Source organism: Streptomyces sp. HP-A2021, assembly GCF_022807935.1.
GTDB classification, from domain to species: domain Bacteria; phylum Actinomycetota; class Actinomycetes; order Streptomycetales; family Streptomycetaceae; genus Streptomyces; species Streptomyces afghaniensis.
The window spans coordinates 8,643,782-8,661,177 of sequence record NZ_CP094344.1; the positions used below are offsets into that span (position 1 = coordinate 8,643,782).

The window sequence follows — 17,396 nt, forward strand, 5'->3', positions numbered from 1 at the left end:
GGTTTGTTTATTTGCGGCACAAACTCAGGCTAGGTGGGTGCGGGTGCCGCGACAAGGTGCGACGCCGGGACGAGAAGGTGCGACTCTGGGACGAGAACCATCCGCCGAGGGAACCCGGGAGCGTACATGGGACGTGACGTGCCGGCCCTGGTGTTCACACGGGAGGACCGCCGTCGGTACCGGGCCAAGATGCAGACCGGCCTCGAAGTGCTGGCCCGGATGCTGCGCGAGTCCAGCTTCGAGAGCGAGCGCCCCCGGGTCGGGCTGGAGATCGAGCTCAACCTGGTGGACGACCACGGGCTGCCCGCGATGCGCAGCACCGACGTCCTCCAGGCGATCGCCGACCCCGCCTGGTCGAGCGAGCTGGGCCGCTTCAACCTGGAGATCGACATCCCGCCCAGGGAGCTGACGACCGGCGGCCCCGGCGCCTGGGAGCAGACGATCCGGGACGCCCTGAACCACGCCGAGGACCGGGCCTCGGCCGTCGGCGCGCACCTGATCATGGTCGGCATCCTGCCCACCCTGGACGAGGCGGACGTCAGCGAGTCCGCCCTCTCCGGCGACCCGCGCTACCGGCTGCTCAACGAGCAGATCTTCGCGGCACGCGGCGAGGACCTGCGGATCAGGGTCGACGGCGTGGAGCGCCTGTCGACGTACGCCGACACCATCACTCCCGAGGCCGCCTGCACCAGCACCCAGTTTCATCTCCAGGTCGCGCCCAAGCAGTTCGCGGACTACTGGAACGCGGCCCAGGCCATCGCGGGCGTGCAGATCGCCCTCGCGGCGAACTCGCCCTTCCTGTTCGGCAAGGAGCTGTGGCGCGAGACCCGCATCCCCCTGTTCGAGCAGGCCACCGACACTCGCCCGGAGGAGATCAAGGCCCAGGGCGTACGGCCCCGGGTGTGGTTCGGGGAGCGGTGGATCACCAGCGTCTTCGACCTCTTCGAGGAGAACGTGCGCTACTTCCCGGCCCTGCTGCCGCTGTGCGAGGACGAGGACCCGCAAGCGGAGCTCGACCGCGGCGGCGTTCCGCAACTGGGCGAACTGACCCTGCACAACGGCACGATCTACCGCTGGAACCGCCCCGTCTACGCCGTCACCGAGAGCGGCCCGCATCTGCGCATCGAGAACCGGGTGCTGCCCGCCGGCCCCACCGTGGCCGACATCATCGCCAACGGCGCCTTCTACTACGGCCTCACCCGCGCCCTCGTCGACGAGGACCGGCCGGTGTGGACGCGGATGTCCTTCGCGGTCGCCGAGGAGAACCTGCACACGGCGGCCCGCGACGGCATCGACGCCCGCCTGTACTGGCCCGGCGTGGGCGAAGTGCCGGTCACGGAACTGGTGTTGCGGCGTCTGCTGCCGCTGGCCCACCGGGGTCTGGAGCTGGCCGGCATGGACGCGGCCTGGCGCGAACCCCTGCTGGGCATCGTGGAGCAGCGCTGTGTCACCGCCCGCAACGGCGCCCTGTGGCAGGCGGAGACGGTCCACCATCTGGAGAAGGCCGGCGTCTCCGACCGGCGGGAGGCGCTGCGGCAGATGACCGCCACGTACATGGACTACATGCACATGAACGCGCCCGCGCACACCTGGCCCGTGGACTGACCGCCCCGACATCGCCGTCTCACGCCGGGCTGGGGGCGGCCTGGCCTCCCCATTCCTCGGCGGTCGTCAGCGGGACGGGGGCGGGCGGCTGCGCCGACGTCGTCAGCTCGATGCGCCGTCCCTCGGCCGACGAGCGCAGGAGCGCGGTCATCGTCTCCAGCACGTGCAGGGCGAGTTCGCCGTTCGCACGCGGTGCGCGCCGCGCGTCGGCGGCGACGAAGTCCAGCAGCCCGACGCCCCGCGCGCCCTCGACGTAGCCCGCCGACGGCGGGAGCGTGCGCCACTGCGTGTCGCCCAGTCCGAAGAGCCGTACGTCGCCGTCGAAGCGGTTCGGGTCCGGGACGGCGAGGGTGCCCGCCTCGCCGTGGACCTCGATCGGCGACGCCGTGGTGGCCACCCCGTCGAAGCTCGTCGTGATCGTCGTCAGCGTCCCGTCCACGTGCTCCAGCACACCGGAGACGTGGCTGTCCACCTCCACCGGTATCCGCTCGCCCGCACGCGGACCCGAACCGATGACCCGCTCGGCGCGCAGCCGGCTGGACGCCCCCGTCACGGCCCGCACCGGGCCCAGCAGGTGGATCAGGGACGCCAGGTAGTACGGCCCCATGTCCAGCAGGGGGCCGCCGCCCTCGGTGTAGTAGAAGTCGGGGTGCGGATGCCAGCGTTCGTGGCCCGCGGTGACCATCACGGCCGAGGCGAACAGGGGGCGCCCGATGCGCCCCGCCGCCACGGCCGCCCGGGCCGTCTGGACCCCGGTGCCCAGCACGGTGTCCGGCGCGCACCCCACACCGACGCCCGCCCGCGCGGCGGCCGCCATGACGGCGTGGGCGTCGGCGAGCGTGGCGGCGAGCGGCTTCTCCCCGTAGACGTTCTTGCCGTGGCCGATGGCCCCGAGGGCGATCGCGGCGTGCGCCCCGGGCGTGGTGAGGTTCAGCACCGTGTCCACGTCCGGGCTGCTCAGCAGCTCCTCGACGGTGAGCGCCCGGACTCCGGGCAGCTCGGCGGCGACCGCGGCCGACCGGGAGGCGTCCAGGTCGGCGACCGCCGTCACCCGCACGGCGGAACGGCCGGCGAGAGTTTCCAGGTACGCGCGGGAGATGACGCCGAGCCCTACGACGCCGACGCGGTGCGCGTCGCCCACAGCATGCCCCTCTCGATGATGGCGCGGACGTTCGGGTTTTCGAGCACGTCGACACTGTGTCCCGGTGTCGTCACCACGATCCGGCCGGCCCCCCACCGGCGGGTCCAGACCGCCGGAGAGGTGACCGGCCGGTGCCAGGGCTCCCACGGCCGGGTGGGGTGCGTGGTGGTGGCCAGTACGTCGATGAGGTCGTCGTGGAGGACCCAGTACTGCTCGGTGTGCAGTTCGAAGTCCTCGATGCCCGCGGTGACGGGGTGCTCGCGGCCGGCCTCGGTGAGGGTGATGGTGTGCGGCAGGAAGTTGTCCTCCGGCCCGCCCAGGCGCTCGCACGGCTCCTTGCCCGGGTGCGTGGCGAACTGCCCTCCCACCAGGTGGAGATAGTCGGAGGAGGCGCGGAACGAGTCGGCGATGCCGCCGTGCCAGCCGGTGAACCCGGTGCCGGCCACGACCGCCGAGCTCAGTCCCGCGAGCTGCTCGCGCGTGATCTCCGACATCGTGACGCACTGCACGATCAGGTCGGTGCCGGCCAACTCGGCGGCGTCGGCGTAGACGTCGGTCGACTCCTCGACCCGGACGGCGTATCCGTTGCTCCGCAGGAAGGGCAGGAACAGTTCCGTCGCCTCGACCGGCTGGTGCCCCTCCCAGCCGCCGCGGACCACCAGTGCTCTCTTCTGCGTCATCGTGATCTCACTATGCGGCGGGCGTCCGCGCTCACGAAAGAGGGCAGGGCCTCACGAAAATTTCGCTGTCGAGGCCCGGGCGCCGACCGTCCAACAGGCCGCGGTGAAACGGACTTCCGAGCCGTGCACGAAGGGGTCGAAGGCGGCCCGGACCGTCTCGACGACCCGGTCGCGGGTCTGCTCGTCCACCTCGGGCAGGTGCATGCCGACCGCACCGAGCCGGGTGAAGTAGTGGACCAGTTCCTTCTCGGGCAGGGTGCAGACGACGTCGACCGGCCGGATGTCGATCCCGGCCCAGCCGCTCTCGGCCAGGATCCGCCGGACCTTGTCCGGGTCCGCGAAGGCGAACTGTCCCGGCTCGTCCGGCCTGCGGACGGGCAGGTCCGGGAGCAGCGGGGCGGCGGCGCGCTGGGCCGTCGTCATGAACGGGTTCTCGGCCGGATCGCGCCAGACGACGAACCGCAGCGCGGCCTCGTCCCGGGCCGCGCGCCGGAGGTTGGCGAAGGCCCGGACGGAATCGCGGAAGAACATGACGCCGAACCGCGAGATGACGGCGTCGAAGGTGCCCGGCTCGAAGGGGTGGTCCTGGGCGTCGGCGCAGAGGAAGGACGCCGGTACGTCCTCCTGTCCGGCGTACTCCCGGGCGGTGGTGATCATCGCCTCGGAGATGTCGACGCCGACACAGCGACCGGCCGGGCCGAGCCGTCGCGCGACGGCCAGCGTGATGCCGCCCGTACCGCAGCCGACCTCGAGCACGTGCCGCGCCTGTTCGGCGGCGACGGCTTCGACGAGGAGCTCCTCGAAGGGCCTGAACATCTCGTCCAGCACGCCCTTCAGATCGCCCCAGGCGTGACCGGCGCGCCCCTTCCAGCGGGCTGCCTGCTCGTCGGCGGCCCTGTGTTCAGCGTCCATGGCTTTCTCTCCTTCTGGTTGCCCTCGGCGTACCGGGATGACAGCGTTCTACTTCAAGTCGACTTGAAGTCAAGACAATGACGGACATGACAGAAACGACAGAAACATCAGATGCGACAGAAACGACACAGCTGGACATCGCCGAAGTGTCGCACCGCGCCGGGGTTCCGGCATCGACCCTGCGCTACTACGAGGAGAAAGGGCTGATCTCCTCGACGGGCCGGCGCGGCCTGCGCCGGCAGTACGACCCGGGCGTACTGGAGCGGCTGGCGCTGATCGCGCTGGGGCGGACGGCCGGGTTCTCGCTCGACGAGATCGCGGACATGTTCGCGCCGGACGGGCGGCCGCGGATCGACCGGGGGATGCTGGCCGCCAAGGCGGACGAACTCGACCACAGGATCCGCGAACTGGGCGTACTGCGCGACTCCCTGCGGCATGCCGCCGCGTGCCCCGCGCCCAGCCACCTGGAGTGCCCCACCTTCCGCCGCCTCCTCGACGCGGCGGCCTCCGGCGGTGTGGCGGCGCCGGGAAGGCGGATTCCGGGTCGCTAGCGGGCGGTCGGTGCTCTTGGCCCAATCGTGGTTCGTGCTTTGCCCGATTCCCGGTGCTCCGTGCCTAGCCTCGGCTGCGAACTTCTGGAGGCCGCAGTGCTGAACACCGTGAAAGCGCAGGCAGCGGGGCTGACGAAAGACCAGCGCAACGCCTTCGTGGCCGCCTATCTCGGCTGGGCGATGGACGCGTTCGACTATTTCCTGGTCGTGCTCGTCTACAGCGAGATAGCCGACGATTTCCATGTCTCCCTGACCGACATGGCCTTCCTCACCACCGCGACGCTGGTGATGCGGCCCATCGGCGCGCTGCTGTTCGGCATGTGGGCCGACCGCCGCGGCCGTCGCGTCCCGCTCATGGTGGACGTCGTCTTCTACTCGATCGTCGGGTTCGCCTGCGCCTTCGCGCCCAACTACACCGTGCTGCTGGTACTGCGCCTGCTCTACGGCATCGGCATGGGCGGCGAGTGGGGTCTGGGAGCGGCCCTGGCCATGGAGAAGATCCCGGCCTCGAGGCGCGGCTTCTGGTCGGGGCTGCTGCAGAGCGGCTATTCGCTGGGGTACCTGCTGGCCGCCGTGGCGTTCTTCGTCATCGAGCCGGTCTTCGGCTGGCGGGGACTGTTCGCCTTCAGCCTGCTGCCCGCGCTGGTCGCGCTGTGGGTGCGCAGCCGGGTGGAGGAGAGCGAGGTGTGGGAGAAGACCGTCCGGCTCAACCGCACCCCCGCGCACCAGGTGTTCAAGAACCCGGCGGTGCTGCGGCGCTTCGTCTACCTGGTCGCGCTGATGACCGCCTTCAACTGGATGTCGCACGGCACGCAGGACATCTACCCGACCTTCGTGAAGAAGGGCCTGGAGCTGTCCGCGAACACCTCGATCGCGATCGCCGTCGTGTACAACATCGGGGCCATGATCGGCGGTGTGCTGCTCGGTGCGTACTCCGAGCGGCTGGGCCGCCGCCGGACGATCATGATCGCGGCGGCCGGGGGCCTGGTCGTGGTGCCGTTCTTCGTGCTGTCCACGACCGTCGGCTGGCTGATGCTGTCGTCCTTCCTGATGCAGGTGTGCGTACAGGGGGCCTGGGGTGTCATCCCGGCCCATCTGACCGAGATGAGCCCGGACGCCGTCCGGGGCTTCTACCCGGGCGTCACCTACCAGCTCGGCAATCTGATCGCCGCGTTGAACCTGCCGATCCAGGAGGCCATCGCCGAGCGCCACGGATATCCGTCGGCGATGGCGTGGACCGTCGTGCCCACCCTGGCCGTGGTGATCCTGCTGAGCGCGATCGGCAAGGAGGCCAAGGGCATCCACTTCGGAACCAGCGGCCCACAGGCCCCGAGCACGGCGGCAACGGGCACGGTCCAGCCCTGACGGGCAGCGTGCGGCTCACGCCGGGCGATCCCTGGGCGCCGGCGAGCTCCCGGCGAGCGAGACCCGCCGCCCGGCGTGAGCACCCGGCGCGGCGCAGGACCTCGGCGCTGGGCAGGCCTCCGGCGCCGCGCAAGTCCCCGCCGCCGGGTGAACCCCGGGTACTGCGTGAGCCTTCGGTGCAAGATCGACGACGGGGGAGTGGCAGGGACGCCCACGGCGAACGCCCCCACGGGCGACGCGTTCCGGGGCGCGCCGCGCCCCGCTCTCCCTGGCCCTCTCCGCGGACGGCGGACGCACCTGGCCGCTCCGCCACGACCTCGAAACCGGCGACGGCCACTGCCTGACCAACAACTCCCGCGACGGCCTCAACCGCGAGCTGTCCTACCCCTCCCTCGCCCAGAAACCGGACGGCACGCTCCACGTCGCCTACACCCACCACCGCCGCACCATCAAGCACCTCCGCCTGGACGGCGACTGGCTGAAGAGAGAGGTCCCCGCCTGACCCGGCCCGCGCTCCTGGAGTGACCCGTCGTCCGACCGTCGGTCCACCTCTGACGGAGGATCACACAGCGTCCGAAACCCTCACCCTGCGCGTTTTGGAACAGCACTTCTCCTGCGCTGCATCAGCGCTGTACGAGCGCTAACCGGCCTCCCACGACAGTTGGATCACCGCTCCCGCCCGGGAGAACGGAGACCGAAAGGGACGGCCACATGGGTACCGCCAGGACACCGCAGCGCAGGGCCATACTCACCGGCGGGCTGGCTGCCACCGCAGCGATGCTCACCGCCTGCTCGTCGAACCCGGACACCTCGAACGCGGGGAAGACATCGGCCGTGGGCGCGGCGAAATCCCCCTCGCCCTCGCCCGCGGCGGGCCCGCGACCGGACTCGCCCTGGGCGGCGTTCGCGCGGCTGATGGACGGCAACAAGCGCTGGGTGGACGGAAAGCTCCAGCACCCCGACCGCGACCCGAAGCGGCGCGAGTTCGTCGCCGAGGCGCAGGACCCCTACGGCGTCATCCTCTCCTGCATCGACTCCCGCGTCCCGCCGGAGCTCGTCTTCGACACGGGCCTCGGCGACCTGTTCGTGATGCGCACCGGCGGACAGGTCGTGGGGCCGGTGGTCGTCGGTTCAGTGGAGTACGGTCCGATGACCTCCGGCACTCCGCTCATCGTGGTCCTCGGACACCAGCGCTGCGGTGCGATCAAGGCGGCCTACGAGGCGATGCGCGACGGCAAGAAGCTCCCCGGCAACCTCCAGGCGATCTCCGACGCCCTGCGGCCGGCCTACCGGGAGACCGCCAGGCAGCAGCACACCGACCCGGTCGACGCCATGGTGCGGATCCACATCAAGCAGACCGCCGCCGAGCTGCGGACCAACCGGGACCTCGCCCCGCTCGTGAAGAAGGGCGACCTGGCAGTCGTCAGCGCCTACTACTCGCTCGACACCGGCCGCGTGGAGGTCCTCACCGGCGCGCCCTCCGCCTGACCCGGAAACCGCGACGACCGGGCGGGAAAAACGTTCCACGCCCGGTCACGTTATACTTGCGGCGCCCATGAAGGCCACCGTCGTGCCTGGTCGCACGGCTGCAACAGCGAGGGGGTGGACGCCGTTCCGGCACGCCCCGCCCGCATCCAGGACGTCGCGGCCGCCGCCGGCGTCTCGGTGTCCACCGTGTCGAACGTGCTCAACCGGCCCGAGCGCGTCACCGCACAGACCGCCGAGCGCGTCCGCATCGCCGTCGCCGCGCTCGACTACGTCCCCCATCCCGGAGCCGCCGGACTGCGCACCGGGCGCGCCTCGGCCATCGGCCTGGTGCTGCCCGACGTGACCAACTCCTTCTACGCGCGCATCGCCCGGGGCGCCGCGGACGCGGCCTACGACCACGGCTACTCCCTCGTCCTCTGCCACAGCGGAGACGACCCGGAACGGGAGCAGGGCTACTTCAGCATGCTCGTCGAGCAGCGGGCCGTCGGCGTCGTCGTCGTGCCGCTCGGCGCCGACCCGGGCCGGCTCGCCCGGCTGCGCGAGCGGGGCATCCCGCTCGTCCTGGCCGATCGCGCGATGCCCGACCGGGAGGGCTGCTCGGCCTCCGTCGACGACATCGCCGGCGGCCGGATCGCCGTGCAGCACCTCCTCGACCGCGGGGCGCGCGACATCCTCGTCGTCAACGGCGAGCGCGGCATACGCCAGTGCGCCGACCGCTACCAGGGCGCCCGGCAGGCCGTGCGCAGCCGGCGCGAGGCACGGCTGGACCAGGTCGTCGCCGAGCGGATGACCGTCGCGTACGGCACACGGATCGCGCACGACCTCGGGGACCTGCCCGACGGGGTCTTCTGCACCAACGACTTCCTCGCGGCGGGCCTGTGCCGCGGGCTGACCGACCGGGGCGTGCGCGTCCCCGAGGAGGTCCAGGTGGTCGGCTACGGCGATCTCGACATCGCGACCTTCGGCGCCACCACCCTCACGACGGTCCGGCAGCCGGTCGAGGACCTCGGCCGGGCAGCGGTGGAGATGCTCCTCGACGAGATCGAGGCCCGCGCGGACCACGTCCACGAGACCCGCGTCTTCGCCCCCGGCCTCGTCGTGCGCGACTCCACCCGACCGCCCGCCGACGACTAGGGCCCGTCCTCCGGGCCGGACGGGATCCGCAGCGTCACCGGCCCCAGCAGCCCCGACGACAGCTGGGAGTCGAACGCCCAGGCCGTCGGCGTGGCCTCCGCGAGATACGGCGCCAGGGTGCCCCGGACGGTCACCTCCAGCCGCACGGTACGCCCGGCGGCACCGCGCAACGGGAAACGGTACGGCGTGCAGAACGCCTCACCGGCCGGCTCCCCGTCGACCGACACCTCCACACTGCCCCGCACCCGTCCGAGATCCAGTACGGGATCGGGCCCCGACGGCACATCCAGGACCCGCGCGTACGTCACGCCTCCGCTCCAACTGCCCAGCCCCAGCTCCCGCCAGTCCCCCAGGGGCAGCGGCGCCGGCACGGCACGCACCCGCACCGGCCCCCGCCAGGCGGAGCCGCCCCGCAGGACCGCCGTGGGTTCCGTGACCACCTCGACAGGCGTCGGCTCCTGGAGCGGCTGACCGAGTTTCAGCCGATCGCCGTCCAGGGGCAGTTCCGGCCCGTCTCCGACGCGCGCACTCGCGCGAAGCAGCAACGGCAGGGCGAGCGACACCGTTCCCGCCGGCACGGTGAACCGGAAGCGCTGCGGCATCGCGTGGACATCGTCGGTGGACCGCGACGGCCATACGGTGCCGCCGAGCACCGGCCGGCCGGTGAGCCACCCGGTGTCCGGCAGCGGGTGCGGCCGTACCACGGCGTGGCAGTGCTGCACCTCGCCCCGCCTGCGCTCGTCCTCGACGGTCCGCCCCCGCCAGTCACCCGAACCGGCCTCCCAGCCGGCGCCGCTGACCAGGGCCGTCACCCCGGCCCCGGACCGCACCACCAGGTCGACGAACACCGCGTCCCGGGCGTCGGCACCGTCGGCCACGACCTCCAGGGTGTGCTCGCCCGCCCCGAGCTCCGGTTCGTGGCGGAAGAACATCGGCACGGCGCCCCAGTCCGCCTCGTAGTACTCCACCTTCTCCTGCCGCGCCACGACCTCCCCGTCGAGCAGCACGGTGACCGCCGAGGCGGCACCCACGACGAGTACCGCCCGGGCGTCGCCGCCCGGCACCCGGAGCCGCGCCCGGTAGGCGACGCGGCCGTCCGGCCGCACCCCGTCCGGGGGCCGCATGAACCGCGGACGCGGCCCGAGCCCGCCCGGCTCCGACAGACAGAAGAAGCTGCCCAAGGGAGTGCCCTCGGCGGCCGAGATCGTCGAGGGGCGGCTCTGGGCGCCGGACAGTTCGTACTCGAGCACGTTGCGGTCCCGGGCCACCGTGACCCGGGCGGAGGCCAGATAGCCGCCGCCGTCCGGCTCCAGCGGCTCGCCGTTCCACCACACCCGCTTGACGCACTCCGCGCCGACGTGCAGTTCGGCCGGCCCCCGGTGGCCGGTCTCCACGATCGCCCGGACCCGCGCGGCCGTTGCGCCGCCCGGCACCGGGACACGGACGAACTCCTCGTTCACCAGCCCCTTGAGACCCAGCAGCCCGCCCGGGTCCGGGATGCCCCGGCTCGACGAGTACACGGCGACGTCCCAGCCCGCGTCGGGTGGTACCAGGGGCAGTTCACCGGCCAGGATCCGCTCCACGGCCGTGGCGTCCAGCGGCTCGGGCACCTCATCGAACGGCACCGGCGGCAGGACACGGACCCGGTTGCCGTACGTGACCCGGGTCCGTTCCCAAGCCCCGCCCTCGGTCCACTCCATGGTCCAGATCTGCGGCTCGTCCACCGGCGAACCCGGGGGCAGTGCCAGATCACCCCAGGTGTTGTCCATGGTGGGGACCAGACGGCCGTGCCAGCCGGTCGAGACGTCGAGCACCTGGGCGGGCGCCTCCAGTTGAGGGCCCGTGGGCGTCGGCCGGCCCTCGCGCCACACGACCAGGACCGCGGGGGCGCCGTCCAGCGGCACGTCGATGGTCGAGACGTTGCCGTCGCCGGAGACGGTGACGTGCGCGGGGGTGCGGGAACCGGTCGCCGGGTTCCAGACCTCGGCCTCGGCGACGGCGGCCCGCACGGTGACGGACGAGGTGCCGGCGTCACCCGAGGGGGACGACCCCGGCCGCAGCGGATGCGCGCCGATCTCGGGGAAGGCCGCCGTGACCAGAGCCACCGCCTCGTTCCCCGTCCGCCGGACGAGCAGCGGCACGTCGCCCGTGGCGTGACCGGCGAGGTCGGTCACGGCCGCCGCGCCGGCCTCCGGGTCGCGCACCCGCTCCAGCCGGGGATGCGCCGGCAGGGCCGCCACCACCGAGTCGTCGCCGGACCGGCCGGCGGCCGTGGCAGGAGGACGGCCCACGACGACGACGCGGCCGCCCGCGTCGAGCAGTTCGGTCAGCCGCCGCGCCGTCTCCTCCTCCAGCACGCTCGCCGAGGGCAGCAGCACCGCGCGGTAGGCCAGGTCCCTGATCCGCAGGGCGCCGTCGACGGCCTTGGCGCGCTGCACCGAGTCGTCGTCGACGACGTCGAAGGAGATGCCGTGCCGGTCCAGGGCGCCGGCGTGCGGGGCGAGCCAGTTGTTCGTGCCGCACAGGTCCAGGTAGTGGCGCTGCGTCTCGTCGGCGTCGGCGTGGCCGTCGCCCAGCCGGCCGTCGCCGAAGTGCCGGACGGGCGCGTCCAGTGGGACGAGGGCCTGCATGGTGGCGGTCGGGTGCAGGACCGCCACGTCGGCGGCGTAGCCGCCCCAGGACATGATCGAGCAGATCCGGGCCACGGCCCGGGAGAACGCCGGGTACTGCTTCCAGTACGGCTGGCGCCAGTCGGTGGACGGCGGTGCCCACTCGAACCAGCCGCCCGCCGTGCCGAAGTAACTGGCGTGCGGGTTGTACAGGTTGGCGCCGCCGCGCAGGAACGGCAGCAGCCAGTGGTAGGTGTCCTCCAGCGTGCCGCCCCAGCCGGAGGAGTGGAACGCCTCGATCCACACCCGCTCGTGGCCGTAGAGGTGGGCCATGGAGGAGTGCACCTTGGCGTCCCCGTGGTGGTCGCTGCCGGCGGCGCCGTACCAGCGGTGGGTGCGGAAGTAGTCGGTGTAGATCTGCGTCGACTGGGCCGGGTAGCCGGCGCGGGCGGGGTGGCTCTGGTCGCTGCCCAGCAGCATCCCGCGCTCGCGGTGCCATGCGGCCAGCGGCCGGAAGAGGGCCTCTTCGGTGAGTTCCGCGCGGACCGCGTAGTAGTCGCCGCGGATCTTCGTCTCCGGGACGGCGGCGTCCGTGCCGAACAGGGCCGGCAGGTGGTCGAGCAGGTCGTAGCCGCGCCGGGCGCGGAACTCGTCGGCGAAGCGGTGGCTCCAGGCGTTCGTGCCCGGCAGTTCGTCCTGGAAGCTGCCCGCGATGACGGTGCCGAGGTATTCCGGTACGCGGCGGTCGTACTCGTGGTGGACCGTGTCCATCAGCAGGCCCACGGCGTGCGGGTCCAGGTAGTCGAACGCCGTGGGAACGGCGGTGACGAGCCGCACCTCGTCCCCGTCCGGGGCCGCGATGTGCCCGCCCCCGGCGAGGTCGAGCCGCCGGCCCTGCCGGGAGTACGCCGCCAGCGGTGTCTCGGCATCCGCCAGGGCGACCGTGCCCCCGCAGACGCTCACGTCACGGCAGCGCAGCGCAAGTCCGGCCGCCCCGGGGTGACGTCGTGTCACACCGCCCTGCACATTGGCGCCGGAGAACCCGATCTGGTCGTAGAACCACAGGCGGGTGCCCAACTCCGCGGCGATCTCGCACGCGTCGGTGAAGCGCGCCCACCACTCCTCGCCGAACCACGCCGGATCGTCGGCCCGGGCGCCGAACGTCGGGCCGGCCGGGGCCAGATTGATCACGACGAGGTTGTGGACACCGCCCTCGGCGAACGCCCGCAGCTGCCAGGCGAGTCGCTCACGGGTGACCTTCGCACCCGACCACCACCACAGGGGAGCGGGGCCGAAATCGCGGGGCGGGTCGTCGAACAGCTGCCGGAGCGCGGGGGAGATCACGGACGCGGTCCTTCCCCTAGGGAGATCCTTGCAACGTTTTCAGGCCACCTTCACCGTAGGCGACCTGGAACGGTCACGCCATATCCCCGGACGGCAAGGCGGACGGTGACACGCCGCCACCGATGTCTGCGCGACACCTTGTTGCAACGTTTTTCCCGCCCTATATTCGCTGCGACCAGGCCCCCGGAACCGCGATGTCACCAGACGACGGAGTCGCATCATGGCCGGTACCCGCCCCATCCCCAAACACCTCTGGAAGGCCGCCGCCCTGTCGGGCATGGCCTCCTACCTCGACGCCGGGCTGATCGTGAGCATCTCCGTCAACCTGGCCATCTACCGCGACAGTTACGACATGGGCGTGTGGATGGCCGGGGCGATCAGCGCGATCGTCACGGGCTGCATCGCCGTCGGCTCCCTCGTCGGCGGCCGGCTCGCCGACCTCTTCGGCCGCCGCCGCGTCTACAACTGGGACATCTTCTGCTTCGCGCTCGGGGCGATCGTCATCACGCTGGCACCCGACGACATCACGCTGCTGATCGGCGTCCTCGTCGCGGGACTCGCGGCCGGCGCCGACCTGCCGACGTCCCTGGCCGTGGTCTCGGACGCCGCACCCTCCTGGGCCCGCGGCAGGCTCGTCGCCTTCACGCAGGTCATGTGGATGCTGGGCATCGCCGTCGCCGTCTTCCTCGGCTTCGTCCTGTCCACCACGGGCATGACCGGGGCCCGGCTCATCACCGGACAGCTCGCCGTCGCCGCACTCGTCACCTGGGCCCTCCGCTCCCGCCTGAAGCTGTCCGCCGAACAGGACACGGGTGAGGAGACGGTGGCCGCCCCGCCCGGCAGCGCCCTGAAGAACATCTGGACGCGCGCCGCCCTGCTGCCCATGACGGCGACGTTCGTCTTCTACGTCACCTGGGGCCTCGGGGCCAACACCTTCGGCCAGTTCGGCACCTATCTGCTCGTCACCGTCAGCGACGCCTCCCAGAGCCTGGCCACCGGGATCAACCTGGCCTTCATCCCGATCGGGGTGCTGCTGACCTTCGCCTTCGTCCGCGTCGCCGACAGCCCGTGGCGCGACCGGCTGTTCCACGTGGCCGCGGTGGTGCAGATCCTCGCCTTCGTCATCGCGTCCCTGACCGCGGGCGCGCTCGTCGGCATGCTCGTCTTCTTCGTGCTCTACCAGTTCTCCAACCCCTTCGCCGGAGAGGCGAACTACAAGGTGTGGTCGCAGCTCACGCTGCCCGCGGACACCCGTGGCACCACCCAGGGCTTCACCTACGCCCTGTCCCGGGGGGTCTTCGCGGTCGCCGCGTTCTTCACCCCCGCCCTGGCCGACTACAGCCCGGCCGTCCTGCTCTGGACGATCACCGCCTGCATGACGGCGGCCGCCTTCGCGGGCGTGTTCATCATCCGCGTCCTGGTCCCCCGTGCCACCGGTGCCGCGCGGGACAGAGCGGACCTGCGCGTCCCCAGCACCTGAGCCGAAGCACACCCGACAAGGAGCATCGACCATGGCAACGACCGCGGACCGCGCCGCCGTACGGGCCGCCGCCCTGCACGACCTGCTCCCGCCGGTGACCCGGCGACGGACCCGGATCGGGCTGGTCGCCGGCGGACTCGGCACGTACTGGCCGCAGTTCCCCGGGCTCCTCCCGCAGCTGAAGGAGTCGGCCGCCTACGTCGCCGAGCGCTTCCGTGGGATGGACGCGGAGGTGACCGACGCCGGGTTCGTCTCCGACGCCCAGGAAGGCGCGCGCGCCGCCGAGCAGTTGCGCAAGGCCGACTGCGACCTCATCGTGCTGTTCCTGACGACGTACCTCACCTCCTCGATGGTGCTGCCGATCGCGCAGCGCTCGCACACGCCGGTCCTGGTCATCGACCTCCAGCCGACCGAGAAGATGGACCACGCCTCCTTCGACACCGGCGCCTGGCTCGCCTACTGCGGCCAGTGCCCCGTCCCCGAGGTCGGCAACGTCTTCCGGCGCGCCGGCATCCCCTTCCGGTCGGTCTCGGGCTGGCTGCGGCAGGAGTCCGCCTGGCGGCGCATCGAACAGTGGATCCGGGCCGCGCACATCCGCGCCGCGCTCCGGCACGCCCGGCACGGCCTCATGGGACACGTGTACCCGGGCATGCTCGACGTGCAGACCGATCCGACGCTGCTGTCCACGACGTTCGGCTCGCACGTGGAGGTGCTGGAGTTCGACGACCTGCGGCACCGGGTGGAGCGCGTGACCGAGCAGGAGACCCGGGAGCGGATGGCACTCGCCCGGCAGGTCTTCACCCTCGACGACAGCGTGGTGGAGGAGGACTTCGCCTGGGGCGCGACCGTGTCGGTCGCCCTCGACCGGCTCGTGGCGGACTTCCGGCTCGACAGCCTCGCGTACTACCACCGGGGCCTCGACGGGGAGCTGCACGAGCGGCTCGGTGCCGGCATGATCCTGGGTGCCTCCCTGCTCACGGCCCGGGGCGTGCCGGCGGCCGGGGAGTACGAATTGCGCACCAGCGTCGCCCAGCTCGCCTCCCGGAGCGTCGGCGCCGGAGGCTCCTTCACCGAGATCCAGGCCCTGAACTTCGAGGACGGCGTCGTGGAGATGGGCCACGACGGACCCGCCCACCTCGCGGTCAGCGCCCGGGACCCGCTGCTGCGCGGGCTCGGCGTCTACCACGGCAAACGCGGCTGGGGCGTGAGCGTCGAGTTCGACGTCCAGCACGGGCCCGTCACCCTGCTCGGCCTCGGCCAGGACGCCGACGGCAGCCTGTCCTTCGTCACCTCCGAGGGCACCGTCGTACCGGGGCCCCTGCTGGAGATCGGCAACACCACCAGCCGCGTCGACTTCGGCCGCGACCCCGGCGAATGGGTGGACGCGTGGAGCGCCACGGGTGTCGGCCACCACTGGTCCCTCGCGGTCGGCCACCACGCGGCCGACTTCAGGGCGGCGGCGAGCCTGCTGGGCATCGACCACCGCCACGTGTGACCGGGAGACGGGTCTCGGACATGGGTGTCGCCCCCACCCGGAGATGGGTGCGGGCACCGATGGTGACGGGCCCGGGGCCCGTGTGAGGCTGGCGGCGTCGCCGAGGCTCGCGCCGGTTGTCAGGGCCGCGGTCCCGGCCCGCGCCGAGACGCGCACGACGCCGTCCGAACCGGCCCCACGAAGGAGGAGCCCCTATCCATCCCCGCACGGTGAAACGATCCGCCCGCTGCGCATCCGCGAAGGCGGTGACCCGTGGGACACGCTGACAGCCTCCTCGCCATGGGCGGAGCCTTCCTGGCCGCCGCCCTCCTGGCCCGCCTCGGCGGCAGGATCGGACTCCCGACCATCCCGCTCTTCATGCTCGCGGGCATCCTGCTCGGCCCGCACACCCCGGGTCTGGTCATCGTCGAGGACGCGCACGACTTCGAGATGCTCTCCGCGCTCGGACTGGTGCTGCTGCTGTTCTACCTGGGCCTGGAGTTCCACCTCGACGACCTCAGGAGCGGCGGCCGGCGCCTGCTCACGGCAGGTGGCATCTATCTCCTGCTCAACGTCGGCGCCGGCCTGGCCTTCGGGTTCGCCCTGGGCTGGGGCGCCCGGGAGGCGCTGGTCCTCGCCGGTGTCCTGGGGATCTCCTCGTCCGCCATCGTCACCAAGATCCTCATCGACCAGGGTCGCATCGGCCGCCCCGAGACACGTCTCATCCTGGGCGTCATCGTCGTCGAGGACATCTTCCTGGCCCTCTACCTCGCCGCGCTCCAGCCGGTCATCAGCGGCGCCCAGGGCGTCGGCGACATGGTCCTCCAGGGTGCCAAGGCCTTCGGTTTCCTGCTGGTACTGGCCGCGGCCGCCCGCTACGGCACGAAGCCGGCCGGCCGTCTGATCGCGACCCGCGACAACGAACTGCTCGTCATCAGCTTCCTCGGCGCGGCCGTCCTCGTGGCGGGAGTCGCCGAGGTCCTCGGAGTCGCCGACGCCATCGGCGCGTTCATGGTCGGCCTGATCCTGGCCGGCACGCCCTCCGGCCCGCGCATCCGGGAACTCGTGCATCCGCTGCGCGACGCCTTCGCGGCGATCTTCTTCTTCGCCTTCGGGCTCTCCATCGACCCCGGCGACATTGTCTCCGTCGTCGGCCCGGTCACCGCGGCGGCGGTGTTGACCGTCGTCATGAACGTCGCCGCGGGACTCCTCGTCGCCCGCGTGTACCGCTACGGCACCGAGCCCGCCGCCGAGATCGCCACCACCCTCCTGGCCCGCGGGGAGTTCGCGCTGATCCTGGCCGCCATGGCCGCAGGCGCCGGACTCGACACCCGGCTCGCCCCGTTCATCGCCGGGTACGTCCTCGTCCTCGCGATCCTCGGCCCCATCGCCGCCGGCCGGGCCCATCTGCTCGCCCGCGCGCTCCGGGCGGCCCAGGACCTGCTGCCCGGCCGCATGGCCCCGTCGTACGACACCGAGCCGCGCTCCCCGGACGACAGCACACCGTCGTCCGCCACCGCCCCGGGGCCCTCGCCCGGGCCGGTGTCGACGAGCAGGGCACGTTCAGGCACACCCCGCACGCCCGGCTCTCGTCGTGGCTGATCGCGCAGTTC

Annotated in this window: 13 protein-coding genes; 9 read left to right on the forward strand and 4 right to left on the reverse strand. The window is 72.1% G+C overall.

The annotated features are described in order from the left end of the window. The first annotated feature begins 126 nt into the window (after positions 1-126). Complete coding sequence (locus MQE23_RS39025; protein ID WP_243381593.1) at positions 127-1,605, forward strand: glutamate-cysteine ligase family protein; 1,479 nt, start codon at positions 127-129, stop codon at positions 1,603-1,605. A gap of 19 nt (positions 1,606-1,624) precedes the next feature. Here MQE23_RS39025 and MQE23_RS39030 read toward each other — a convergent pair whose 3' ends face one another. Genes MQE23_RS39030 through MQE23_RS39040 form a run of 3 tightly spaced genes read right to left on the reverse strand, consistent with a single transcriptional unit; the run spans position 1,625 to position 4,338 of the window. Continuing rightward, positions 1,625-2,746 (reverse strand): Gfo/Idh/MocA family oxidoreductase, encoded by a 1,122-nt coding sequence (locus MQE23_RS39030; protein ID WP_020276212.1) that lies wholly within the window; start codon positions 2,744-2,746, stop codon positions 1,625-1,627. Then, on the reverse strand, positions 2,716-3,426 hold the full coding sequence (locus tag MQE23_RS39035; RefSeq protein WP_243381594.1) for a ThuA domain-containing protein: 711 nt from the start codon (positions 3,424-3,426) through the stop codon (positions 2,716-2,718). The genes MQE23_RS39030 and MQE23_RS39035 overlap by 31 nt, the downstream gene beginning before the upstream one ends. Before the next feature lie 51 nt (positions 3,427-3,477). Continuing rightward, a complete protein-coding gene (locus MQE23_RS39040) occupies positions 3,478-4,338 on the reverse strand; it encodes a class I SAM-dependent methyltransferase (protein ID WP_243381595.1) in 861 nt (286 codons plus the stop codon). Positions 4,339-4,424: 86 nt separating this feature from the next. On the opposite strand from MQE23_RS39040, the gene MQE23_RS39045 reads away from it, so the two are divergent. The 5 genes from MQE23_RS39045 to MQE23_RS39065 all read left to right on the forward strand — a co-directional run bounded on the left by MQE23_RS39045 (position 4,425) and on the right by MQE23_RS39065 (position 8,876). After that, entirely contained in the window at positions 4,425-4,889 is a 465-nt protein-coding gene (locus MQE23_RS39045; protein WP_051185707.1) for a helix-turn-helix domain-containing protein, read from the forward strand. Positions 4,890-4,985: 96 nt separating this feature from the next. Next, positions 4,986-6,254, forward strand: coding sequence for an MFS transporter (locus MQE23_RS39050; protein WP_020276216.1), 1,269 nt, complete (start codon positions 4,986-4,988; stop codon positions 6,252-6,254). A gap of 268 nt (positions 6,255-6,522) precedes the next feature. Beyond that, the gene (locus MQE23_RS39055; RefSeq protein WP_243382898.1) at positions 6,523-6,756 is read left to right on the forward strand and encodes a hypothetical protein; all 234 of its coding nucleotides are present in this window, start codon (positions 6,523-6,525) and stop codon (positions 6,754-6,756) included. Positions 6,757-6,965: 209 nt separating this feature from the next. Next, the gene (locus tag MQE23_RS39060) at positions 6,966-7,742 is read left to right on the forward strand and encodes a carbonic anhydrase (RefSeq protein ID WP_243381596.1); all 777 of its coding nucleotides are present in this window, start codon (positions 6,966-6,968) and stop codon (positions 7,740-7,742) included. A gap of 114 nt (positions 7,743-7,856) precedes the next feature. Continuing rightward, a complete protein-coding gene (locus tag MQE23_RS39065; RefSeq protein ID WP_243381597.1) occupies positions 7,857-8,876 on the forward strand; it encodes a LacI family DNA-binding transcriptional regulator in 1,020 nt (339 codons plus the stop codon). Here MQE23_RS39065 and MQE23_RS39070 read toward each other — a convergent pair. Further along, a complete protein-coding gene (locus tag MQE23_RS39070; RefSeq protein WP_243381598.1) occupies positions 8,873-12,829 on the reverse strand; it encodes a glycosyl hydrolase in 3,957 nt (1,318 codons plus the stop codon). The two genes, MQE23_RS39065 and MQE23_RS39070, sit on opposite strands and share 4 nt — an antisense overlap. Before the next feature lie 220 nt (positions 12,830-13,049). Here MQE23_RS39070 and MQE23_RS39075 point away from each other — a divergent pair, with 220 nt between their 5' ends. The 3 genes from MQE23_RS39075 to MQE23_RS39085 all read left to right on the forward strand — a co-directional run bounded on the left by MQE23_RS39075 (position 13,050) and on the right by MQE23_RS39085 (position 17,385). Next, positions 13,050-14,309, forward strand: a complete 1,260-nt coding sequence (locus MQE23_RS39075) for an MFS transporter (protein WP_243381599.1) — start codon at positions 13,050-13,052, stop codon at positions 14,307-14,309. Between the two features lie 31 nt (positions 14,310-14,340). After that, positions 14,341-15,804 carry an L-fucose/L-arabinose isomerase family protein gene (locus MQE23_RS39080; protein ID WP_020270648.1) on the forward strand — a complete coding sequence of 488 codons (1,464 nt, stop codon included), beginning with the start codon at positions 14,341-14,343 and terminating at the stop codon, positions 15,802-15,804. Between the two features lie 252 nt (positions 15,805-16,056). After that, positions 16,057-17,385: a cation:proton antiporter gene (locus MQE23_RS39085; protein WP_243381600.1), complete on the forward strand. Its 1,329-nt coding sequence runs from the start codon at positions 16,057-16,059 to the stop codon at positions 17,383-17,385. Positions 17,386-17,396 lie beyond the last annotated feature (11 nt).